Annotated in this window: 9 protein-coding genes; 3 read left to right on the top strand and 6 right to left on the bottom strand. The window is 72.5% G+C overall.

Annotation, left to right across the window (positions count from 1 at the left end):
• On the bottom strand, positions 1-293 hold a 293-nt coding region (locus AB0K09_RS25445), incomplete at its 3' end, for a transposase (RefSeq protein WP_366067710.1).
• Positions 294-626: 333 nt separating this feature from the next.
• On the opposite strand from AB0K09_RS25445, the gene AB0K09_RS25440 reads away from it, so the two are divergent.
• A complete protein-coding gene (locus AB0K09_RS25440; RefSeq protein WP_366067709.1) occupies positions 627-1,295 on the top strand; it encodes a TrkA family potassium uptake protein in 669 nt (222 codons plus the stop codon).
• Complete coding sequence (locus tag AB0K09_RS25435; protein ID WP_366067708.1) at positions 1,292-1,969, top strand: TrkA family potassium uptake protein; 678 nt, start codon at positions 1,292-1,294, stop codon at positions 1,967-1,969. Before AB0K09_RS25440 ends, AB0K09_RS25435 begins: the two co-directional genes overlap by 4 nt.
• Before the next feature lie 79 nt (positions 1,970-2,048).
• On the opposite strand, the gene AB0K09_RS25430 is transcribed toward AB0K09_RS25435, so the two are convergent.
• The 4 genes from AB0K09_RS25430 to AB0K09_RS25415 form a co-directional block, all read right to left on the bottom strand.
• Entirely contained in the window at positions 2,049-2,777 is a 729-nt protein-coding gene (locus AB0K09_RS25430; RefSeq protein ID WP_366067707.1) for a DUF3159 domain-containing protein, read from the bottom strand.
• Between the two features lie 3 nt (positions 2,778-2,780).
• Positions 2,781-3,179 (bottom strand): OB-fold nucleic acid binding domain-containing protein, encoded by a 399-nt coding sequence (locus tag AB0K09_RS25425; protein WP_366067706.1) that lies wholly within the window; start codon positions 3,177-3,179, stop codon positions 2,781-2,783.
• Between the two features lie 73 nt (positions 3,180-3,252).
• Positions 3,253-3,942 carry a response regulator gene (locus tag AB0K09_RS25420; protein ID WP_366067705.1) on the bottom strand — a complete coding sequence of 230 codons (690 nt, stop codon included), beginning with the start codon at positions 3,940-3,942 and terminating at the stop codon, positions 3,253-3,255.
• 67 nt (positions 3,943-4,009) lie between these two features.
• Positions 4,010-6,562 carry an ATP-binding protein gene (locus tag AB0K09_RS25415; protein WP_366067704.1) on the bottom strand — a complete coding sequence of 851 codons (2,553 nt, stop codon included), beginning with the start codon at positions 6,560-6,562 and terminating at the stop codon, positions 4,010-4,012.
• Between the two features lie 146 nt (positions 6,563-6,708).
• Between AB0K09_RS25415 and AB0K09_RS25410 the strand changes: the two genes are divergently transcribed.
• Entirely contained in the window at positions 6,709-7,245 is a 537-nt protein-coding gene (locus tag AB0K09_RS25410) for a GNAT family N-acetyltransferase (protein ID WP_366067703.1), read from the top strand.
• A 47-nt stretch (positions 7,246-7,292) separates the two neighbouring features.
• Here the strand turns inward: AB0K09_RS25410 and AB0K09_RS25405 are convergent.
• Positions 7,293-8,163: NAD-binding protein (locus AB0K09_RS25405; protein WP_366067702.1), on the bottom strand; the 871-nt coding region annotated here is incomplete at its 5' end.

Here is an 8,163-nt window from a genome sequence, read left to right as displayed (position 1 = left end):
AACGCCCGCCGCACCGGCGACCAGTCCCACGTCGACGACGAAATGAAATGATGCAGCGACTGCTCCGCCGCCTGCCCCCCGATCAACGCCGCGATATTCCGGATCGACTTCCTGCCCTGCGCACCCAGCAGACCCCGCACATACGCCTCACCCCGCCGCCGCTGATCACTGCGCGGCAACGACGCGAACAACACCGCACACAACTCCGCCAGCACCACATCCTGCGTCTCCAGACCGGCCGATGCATGATGCCGCCGCTGTTCGGCCCTCGTGTACAGAGCAACACCACTCATCGAAATCCCCCACTCTCCGCTCGCACGGATCCGCTGGTTATGGCTGCTCTACAACGGTGCGGGTCGAGGCCCCTCCGGGCACAGGTGCGCAGCGCACCCGAGTGGGCCCTCGGATGGTGGTCCCACCACCACCCCGGGCCGTCCGGCCGCCGCCCGGGTCCCGGACGCGGGGATTTCGCTGTGCCGGGGCCACCACCGGTTCCCCGGCGGCCCGCCCCGCGGTACGGAGGGCTCCGGCGGCGGGCCCGCGCGCTTGTCGGCGGTCCGCCGCCCGGTCGGCGCGGGGTTACGGATACGGTGGTGCAGTACGTCCGCGACGAGGGCAGAGTAGGCATGCACATTGTGATCATGGGGTGCGGGCGCGTGGGCTCGGCCCTGGCGCAGACCCTGGAGCAACAGGGCCACACGGTGGCCGTGGTCGACCAGGACCCGACGGCGTTCCGCCGTCTGGGCTCCGGGTTCGGCGGCCGCCGGGTGACGGGTGTCGGTTTCGACCAGGACACCCTGCGCGAGGCCGGGATCGAGGAGGCCGGCGCGTTCGCCGCCGTGAGCAGCGGCGACAACTCGAACATCATCGCGGCCCGGGTGGCGCGCGAGATGTTCGGCGTGGAGAACGTGGCGGCCCGCATCTACGACCCGCGCCGCGCCGAGGTCTACCAGCGGCTCGGCATCCCGACCGTGGCCACCGTGCGGTGGACGGCGGACCAGATGCTGCGGCGGCTGCTGCCGTCCGGCGCCGAGCCGCTGTGGCGCGACCCCAGCGGCGGGGTGCAGCTCGCCGAGGTGCCCGTGTCCCCGGCGTGGGTGGGCCACAAGGTGAGCGTGCTCCAGGAGGAGACCGGCGTGCGGGTGGCGTTCATCACCCGGCTGGGCGAGGCGATGCTGCCGGTGTCCTCGACGGTGTTGCAGGAAGGCGATCTGGTGCACGTGATGATGCGCACCGACGAGGTGGAGCAGGTCGAGGCGGCCTTCGCCCAGGGCCCCGAGGAGGGTCACCGATGAGGGTTGCCATTGCCGGGGCCGGCGCCGTCGGCCGTTCGATCGCCGGCGAGCTGCTGGAGAACGGGCACGAGGTCCTGCTCATCGACAAGGCCCCGTCGGCCATCTCCGTGGAGCGGGTGCCGCTGGCGGAGTGGCTGCTGGCCGACGCGTGCGAGATCACCTCGCTGGACGAGGCGGCGCTGCAGCGCTGCAACGTGGTCATCGCGGCGACCGGTGACGACAAGGTCAACCTGGTCGTCTCGCTGCTCGCCAAGACCGAGTACGGAGTGCCGCGGGTCGTGGCCCGGGTGAACAACCCCAAGAACGAGTGGCTCTTCAACGAGTCCTGGGGCGTCGACGTGGCCGTCTCCACGCCGCGCCTGATGTCCGCGCTGGTCGAGGAGGCCGTGAGCGTCGGCGACCTGGTGCGTCTGCTGCGCTTCAGCCAGGGCGACGCGAACCTGGTGGAGCTCACCCTGCCGCCGGAGGCCGCGCTGGCCGGCACCCGCGTCGGCGACGTGGAGTGGCCCGAGGACACCTCGCTGGTCACCATCATCCGCGGCAACCGCGTCCTGACCCCGAACAAGGAGGACGCGCTGGAGGCGGGCGACGAGCTGCTGTTCGTCGCGGCCCCGGCCCGCGAGGAGCAGCTGGAGGACCTGCTGTCGGTGCGCCGCGAGGACGCGACGGACTGAGGTCACCGCGTACGGCACGGAAGGGGCCCCGGGAGAGTTCTCCCGGGGCCCCTTCCGTGCCGCGGTCCGTGCCGCGTGGCTACGTCTCGGCCGTGGCCTTGGCCTCGCGCTCGGCGGCCTCGGCCGCCTCCATCTCCGCGAAGACGTCGATCGGCGGCGGCGCCTTGGCCAGGAAGATCCAGGTCAGATAGACGGAGAGCAGCATCGGCGGGATGCCCAGGATCACCTTGACCCAGCCGAGCGAGGTTGCGTCACCCCACCAGTAGAGCGGGAAGAGGATCGCCGACTTGGCGAGCAGGATCAGCCCCCAGGCCCAGCTGGCCTTGGTGTAGGCGACCTTGCGGCCGGGGTTGCGGGTGCGCCAGGAGAGGTTCTCCTTGAACACCGGGCCCAGGATCAGGCCGAGCAGCGGGAACCCGGCGAGCGACGAGACGATGTACGCCACGGCCAGCCCGAGGGTGTAGAGCATGCCCGGCAGGTAGAAGTTCTTGGCGTCGCCGGACATCATCGCGAAGACCGCGCCGAAGGCGACCCCGAAGACGCCGCCGAAGGCGTGCTTGAGGGTGTCCCGGCGGGCGAGCCGGGCGAGTCCGAGGGCCAGGGACAGGGCGAGCGCGGCGATCGCCGCAAGGTGGATGTCCCGCTTGATCGTGTAGAACGCCACGAACACCAGACCGGGGACGGTGGTCTCCACCATGCCCCGCACTCCGCCGAACGCCTCGAAGAGGGCGGCCTCGGTGGCCGCGCGCGAGTCGGCCGGAGCCGCCTGGGGGCCCCTGGGGCCGGCGGGCTTGTCGAGAGACGTCAACGGCTACTCCTGTCCGAGCGGTCGGAGTTCGTATCGGGGATTGAACAGCACCCTCCGGCCGCGGCTCATGGAGATCCGGCCGGAGGCGATCAGCTTACGGCCGGGCTCTATACCGGCGATGGAGCGGCGCCCCAGCCAGACCACGTCGAGCGCGGCGGAGCCGTCGAAGAGCTCGGCCTCCAGCGCGGGCACCCCGGCGCGCGGCCGCAGCGTGACGGTCCGCAGCGTGCCGGCGACCTTGACGACCTGGCGGTCGCCGCAGTCGCATATGGGGGTGGCGCCCGTGGCCTCGGCGTCCTGCTGGAGCTCGGCGTGGTGCAGCTCCTCCTGCGAGGAGGAGAGCCGGTCGAGCATCCGGCGGAACCGGCCGGTCGGCTTCTCGGGACGAGATTCGGAGCTCATGAAACCAGCGTAGCGGCACCTTGCGGGCGCACCTCGCGCCCGATCACAGCTCGAACCGGTACCCCATTCCGGGTCACAGCTCGAACCGGTACCCCATTCCCGGCTCCGTGATGAAGTGCTTCGGATGTGAAGGATCCTGCTCCAATTTCCTCCGCAGCTGCGCCATGTACACCCGCAGGTAGTTCGTCTCCGTCCCGTACGACGGCCCCCAGACCTCCTGGAGCAGCTGCTTCTGGCTCACGAGACGCCCCGTATTGCGGACCAGTACCTCCAGCAGATGCCACTCGGTCGGCGTGAGCCGGACATCGCGGCCGCCGCGGTTGACCTTCTTCGCCGCGAGGTCGACCGTGAAGACGTCCGTCTCGACGATCGCGTCGTCGCCGGCGGCCGACGCGCCCGTCGGCTCCGCGCGCCGCACCGCGGCCCGCAGGCGGGCGAGGAGCTCATCCATGCCGAAGGGCTTGGTGACGTAGTCGTCGGCGCCGGCGTCGAGGGCCTCGACCTTCTCGTCGGAGGTGTGGCGGGCGGAGAGGACCAGGATCGGGACCCGGGTCCAGCCGCGCAGGCCCTTGATCACCTCCACGCCGTCCATGTCCGGCAGGCCGAGGTCGAGGACGACCACGTCGGGGTGGCGGGCGGCGGCGAGCTGGAGTGCCGTGGCGCCGTCGGGCGCGGCGTCGACCTCGTACTTCCGCGCCTTGAGGTTGATCACGAGGGCGCGGACGATCTGCGGCTCGTCGTCCACCACGAGCACCCGGTTCATGCGGCATCCACCTCTGCTGTTCGTGCGGGCCCCGTCTCGGGGCCCGGGGTCCTGGGGTTCTTGGGGGTCACGTCGTGGCCTGCGCCGGGAGGTCCGGGACGACCCGCGCGACGCCCGCGGCGGCCCGCAGCGTCAGGACCATGGTCATGCCGCCGCCGGGGGTGTCCTCGGCCGTCAGCGTGCCGCCCATGGCCTCGGCGAAGCCGCGGGCGACCGCGAGGCCGAGGCCGACCCCGGCGCCGCGCGGCGCGTCGCCGTAGCGCTGGAAGGGCTCGAAGATGCGGTCCTTGGCGCTGTCGGGGACGCCGGGCCCGGTGTCGGCGACGCGGAGCTCCACGCGGTCGCCCAGGGCGCTGGCGGAGACCAGGACCGGCATGCCGTCGGGGCTGTACTTGACGGCGTTCTCGACGATGTTGGCGACGCTGCGCTCCAGCAGCCCGGGGTCGACGGCGACCATCGGCAGGCTCTCGGGGATGTCGAGGCCGACGCTGCCCTCGGGGACTCCCCCCAGGGCCATCGGGACGACCTCGTCGAGGTCGATCTCCCTGATCAGGGGGGTGACGGTGCCGGTCTGGAGGCGGGACATGTCCAGCAGATTGCCGACCAGGTGGTCGAGGCGGTCGGCGCCGTCCTCGATGCCGGCCAGCAGCTCGGCCTCGTCCTCGTCGGACCAGGCGACGTCGTCCGAGCGCAGGGAGCTGACCGCGGCCTTGATGGCGGCGAGCGGGGTGCGCAGGTCGTGGCTGACTGCGGCCAGCAGAGCGGTGCGGATGCGGTTGCCCTCGTCCAGCTGCCGGGCCCGCTCGGCCTCGCCCACCAGGCGCTGCCGGTCGAGGACGACCGCGGCCTGCGCGGCGAAGGCGGCCAGGACGCGCCGGTCCTCCGCGGGCAGCACCCGGCCGGAGAGCGCGAGGGCCATGTTGTCGCCGACCGGCATGTCGACGTCCGCCTCCTCGGGCCGCTCCAGGGGGCGCCCCGAGGCGGTGACGACGCTGCACACGGGCGTCCACGGCTCGGCGGGCCCGGAGCGCTCCAGCAGGGCCACCGACTCCATGGCGAAGGTCTCCCGGACCCGTTCCAGCAGCGAGCCGAGGCTGTTGTCGCCGCGCAGGACGCTGCCGGCGAGGAAGGAGAGGATCTCGGACTCGGCGCGCAGCCGGGCCGCCTGATGGGTGCGGCGGGCGGCGAGGTCCACCACGGACGCCACGGAGACCGCGACCACCACGAAGATCACGATGGCGATGATGTTCTTCGGATCGGTGATCGTCCACCGGTGGACCGGTTCGACGAAGTAGTAGTTCAGCAGCAGGGAGCCGAAGGCGGCCGAGGCGAGGGCGGGGAGCAGTCCGCCGAGCAGGGCCGCGGCCACCGTCATGCACAGGAACAGCAGCATGTCGTTGGCCAGCCCGAGCTCGGGCCCGACGGTCGTCAGCAGCAGGCTGAGCAGCGCGGGGCCCGCCACACCGGCGAGCCAGCCGGCCGTGAGGCGGCCGCGGCCCAGCCGGGCGCCGCGCGCCACGGGCAGCCCGCGGCCCTTGGCGACCTCCTCGTGCGTGACGATGTGCACGTCCAGGTCGGGGCCGGAGTCGCGGGCGACCGTCGCCCCGACGCCCGGCCCGAAGACGTACTGCCAGGTCTTACGGCGACTGGAGCCCAGCACGATCTGCGTCGCGTTCACCCCCCGCGCGAATTCGAGCAGCGACGCCGGGACGTCGTCTCCTATGACGTGGTGGAACGTGCCGCCGAGGTCCTCGACGAGGGTGCGCTGGACCGCCAGCTCCTTGGGCGAGGCCGAGGTCAGGCCGTCGCTGCGGGCGATGTAGACGGCGAGGATCTCGCCGCCGGCGCCCTTGGCGGCCATGCGCGCGGCGCGGCGGATGAGGGTGCGGCCCTCGGGGCCGCCGGTGAGGCCGACGACGATGCGTTCCCGCGCCTGCCAGATCGTGGAGACGTCGTGCTCGGTGCGGTACTGCCGCAGGTACTCGTCGACCCGGTCGGCCGTCCACAGCAGGGCGAGCTCGCGCAGCGCGGTGAGGTTGCCGGGGCGGAAGTAGTTGGAGAGGGCGGCGTCGACCTTGTCGGGCTTGTAGATGTTGCCGTGCGCCATGCGGCGGCGCAGGGCCTGCGGGGACATGTCGACCAGCTCGATCTGGTCGGCGCGGCGCACGACCTCGTCGGGGACGGTCTCGCGCTGCCGCACGCCGGTTATCGACTCGACGACGTCGCCGAGCGACTCCAGGTGCTGGATGTTGACGGTGGAGACGACGTCGATGCCGGCCTGGAGCAGCTCCTCGACGTCCTGCCAGCGCTTGGTGTTGCGGGAGCCGGGGACGTTGGTGTGGGCCAGCTCGTCGACGAGCGCGACGGCCGGGCGGCGGGCCAGGACGGCGTCCACGTCCATCTCGGTGAAGCGGGAGTCGCGGTAGACGATCTCCCGGCGGGGCACCTCCTCCAGGCCGTGCAGCATGACCTCGGTGCGGGGCCGGCCGTGGTGCTCCACGAAGGCCACGACGACGTCGGTGCCGCGCTCCACGCGGCGGTGCGCCTCCGACAGCATGGCGTGGGTCTTGCCGACGCCCGGTGCCGCGCCGAGATAGATGCGAAGGTTGCCGCGTCCCATGGCCCCATTGTCTTTCGGTCCCGCGACGGTGCAGCACCGTCGCGCTTTGTCGACCTTACGGCCACGCTTTCGGACATTTGGTGCAGAGGTCCGCCTGACGTCAGGTATTGACGCGGTCCTGACGCCTCTCTCCGGAGGATGGACCCATGGCCGATGTACTCATCACCCACACCTCCGGACTCGACGCGGCCGCCCTGGGGGCGGTCCGGGACCTGCTGGACGAGGCGTTCGACGGCGATTTCTCCGACGCCGACTGGGACCACACCGTGGGCGGCATGCACGTCCTGGTGTGGTCGGACGGCCTGCTCGTCGCCCACGGCTCGCTGGTCCAGCGCCGGCTGCTGCACGGCGGGCACGCGCTGAGCGCCGGGTACGTCGAGGGTGTGGCGGTCCGCGCGGGCCACCGCCGCCGGGGCCACGCCTCGGCCGTGATGGACGCCCTGGAGGGCGTGCTGCGCCGGGGCGGCTACCGGCTCGGCGCGCTGGGCGCGGCCGACGAGGCGGTGCCGCTGTACACGGGGCGCGGCTGGCGGCCGTGGCGCGGGCCGACGTCCGTGCTCGCCCCGACGGGCGTGCGGCGTACGCCGGAGGAGGACGGAAGCGTCTTCGTCCTCCCCGTGGACGCGGCGCTGGACCTGGACGGGGAACTGACCTGCGACTGGCGGCCGGGGGACGTCTGGTAGTCCTGCGGTCCGGAAGTCCTGGGGTCCGGAAGTCCTGGTGGCCCGGGCTACGCGGCGCGCTGGGGCGCGCGCAGCAGCTCGGCCAGGCCCTGCCGGGTGGCGGCGACGATCACCCGGTCCTCCGGCCGGAACACGTACCCCGGATGCAGGTCCCACAGCAGCCCGAGCCGGGTCGCCTCCGGTCCCTCCTCGGCCGTGCCGAGGTCCAGCGCCAGGACCCGCCAGGCGCCCGGGGAGAACACCTCGGCGACCCTGCGTCCCTCCAGGGCCGCGTGGCCCGCCACTTCCAGCGCGGCGATCAGTATCACCTTGCGCTCCACCGGGATCGCCCCCAGGATCTGACGCCCCATCATCGCCCCGGCGAAGGCGGGCGCGACCAGCGACGAGACGCTGCGGCTGCGGGTCCACGCCTGCGGGTGCGAGTCGCGCAGCGTCCGGTAGACGGCGCTCGCGAACCGGTCCTCGTACAGCCGCATGACCGCCCGGACCCCGGGATTGACCGAGCGGGCGTAGAGCACCGCCTCCAGGTTGGTGGTGTCGCTGCTGGTCAGGGCCAGCAGCGTGCGGCTGTCGCCGATCTTGGCGGCTTCCAGGACACCGTCCTCGGTGACGTCGCCGATGACGGTGGGCACCCGCAGGGAGCGGGCCAGGGCGATGCCGCGCGCCTGCGGGTCGCGCTCGATGCAGACGACGGGGATGCCGAGTTCGCGCAGCCGGGCCAGGACCCGGGCGCCGACCTTGCCGAGGCCGAGCAGCACCACGTGCCCGGACAGCCCGTGCGGCGGCCGCCGCAGCGCCGAGGCGGAACGGAAGGTGCCGAGCCCCTCCAGGGCGGCGGCGACCAGCAGCGGCAGGAGCAGCAGACCCGTGAGGCCGGAGAGGAGCTGGAGGATCTGCCGGCCCAGCGGCTGACCGATC

This window comes from Streptomyces sp. NPDC049577 (assembly GCF_040675635.1).
Lineage (GTDB): Bacteria > Actinomycetota > Actinomycetes > Streptomycetales > Streptomycetaceae > Streptomyces.
This window is presented reverse-complemented; position numbering and strand designations above follow the sequence as displayed.

Bases quoted from the DNA above. Each gene is read 5' to 3' on its own strand.
- AB0K09_RS25440 (WP_366067709.1), top strand. From the start codon at position 627: ATGCACATTGTGATCATGGGGTGCGGGCGCGTGGGCTCGGCCCTGGCG.
- AB0K09_RS25435 (WP_366067708.1), top strand. From the start codon at position 1,292: ATGAGGGTTGCCATTGCCGGGGCCGGCGCCGTCGGCCGTTCGATCGCC.
- AB0K09_RS25425 (WP_366067706.1), bottom strand. From the start codon at position 3,179: ATGAGCTCCGAATCTCGTCCCGAGAAGCCGACCGGCCGGTTCCGCCGG.
- AB0K09_RS25420 (WP_366067705.1), bottom strand. From the start codon at position 3,942: ATGAACCGGGTGCTCGTGGTGGACGACGAGCCGCAGATCGTCCGCGCC.
- AB0K09_RS25415 (WP_366067704.1), bottom strand. From the start codon at position 6,562: ATGGGACGCGGCAACCTTCGCATCTATCTCGGCGCGGCACCGGGCGTC.
- AB0K09_RS25410 (WP_366067703.1), top strand. From the start codon at position 6,709: ATGGCCGATGTACTCATCACCCACACCTCCGGACTCGACGCGGCCGCC.